The organism is Wolbachia endosymbiont of Drosophila barbarae (assembly GCF_044752445.1).
In the GTDB taxonomy this organism is placed as follows: Bacteria; Pseudomonadota; Alphaproteobacteria; order Rickettsiales; family Anaplasmataceae; genus Wolbachia; species Wolbachia pipientis.
This window is the reverse complement of sequence record NZ_JBIXJM010000083.1, coordinates 1-935: the sequence shown is the minus strand read 5'-3', so window position 1 is coordinate 935 and position 935 is coordinate 1. Positions and strand designations below refer to the sequence as shown.

The 935-nt window shown below is 31.9% G+C and carries 1 protein-coding gene; it reads left to right on the top strand.

Annotated features, from left to right (window positions below; translation table 11 throughout):
* A partial coding sequence (locus tag ACIPNH_RS01130) for a WD_0033/WD_0034 family tandem repeat-containing protein (RefSeq protein ID WP_458695310.1) occupies positions 1-730 on the top strand: 730 nt, incomplete at its 5' end.
* Between the last annotated feature and the right edge of the window lie 205 nt (positions 731-935).

Here is a 935-nt window from a genome sequence, read left to right as displayed (position 1 = left end):
TAAAGATAGTATAGCTGTTGAGAAAATGTTAAGAGTAGCTAAAGAAAACGGTATTCTGAAAGACATTCTTAACACAACAATAACCATAAAACATAAAAATAATCAAAAAGTAACTGATAAGTTACTTGCCGCATTACATGATCGCAAAGTTATTCAAAAAATTTTAGACATAGCTAGAGAAAATGATATTCTGAAAGACATTCTTAATGCAACAATAACTATAAAATATCCAGATAGTGAAGAAAAAATCTACACACCACTTACTTATACAATATCATGCAAAAGCAACGAAGCTTTTAATACAACAAGAGCTATAAATCAAGATGGTCAGGAAAAAACTCACATCCCATTTCCTACCCTTGATAAAAGAGAAACTGAATTAAAATTAAAAGAAAAAAGACAAAGTAGAAGAGATGAGGGATTAAATTTTAACAATGGTAGTAGTGACAAAAATGTTGAAATAAAAGTTAATGGGGATATCTTGTTGCAGCATAGTAGTGGAATTGAAAATGAAATAAATCATACTGCTGTACGTAATGATGTAAGGGGGGTAAAGCCTCTAATAGAAAGTAGAGTAAATGTTAAAGTACAGAATATAAATGCAGTGATTGCAACTTCTGTGACACTTGAGTTGGTAGCTAGTAAAATAACATGTGTACTGTCAAAACCCACCACTAAATTGGAAGAAGTAGCTATAACATATTTTCAAGGTTTAGCACTATATTTGTGAAACTTAATTTATATGTGCTAAACAAGATGCTGATTAGTTTTATAGCTAACCCAAGAAAGGTTTCCCTACGTCATACCGCCGCGGTATCTCTAGATCCCGCTAACAAGTAGCGGGATGACGATTGTCGTTTAGCCATAAATATTTAAGAAATTTACCAAATGAAAAAAAAGGCAAAAGAAGCCCTGGGGTTATTATCTGCTTTAAA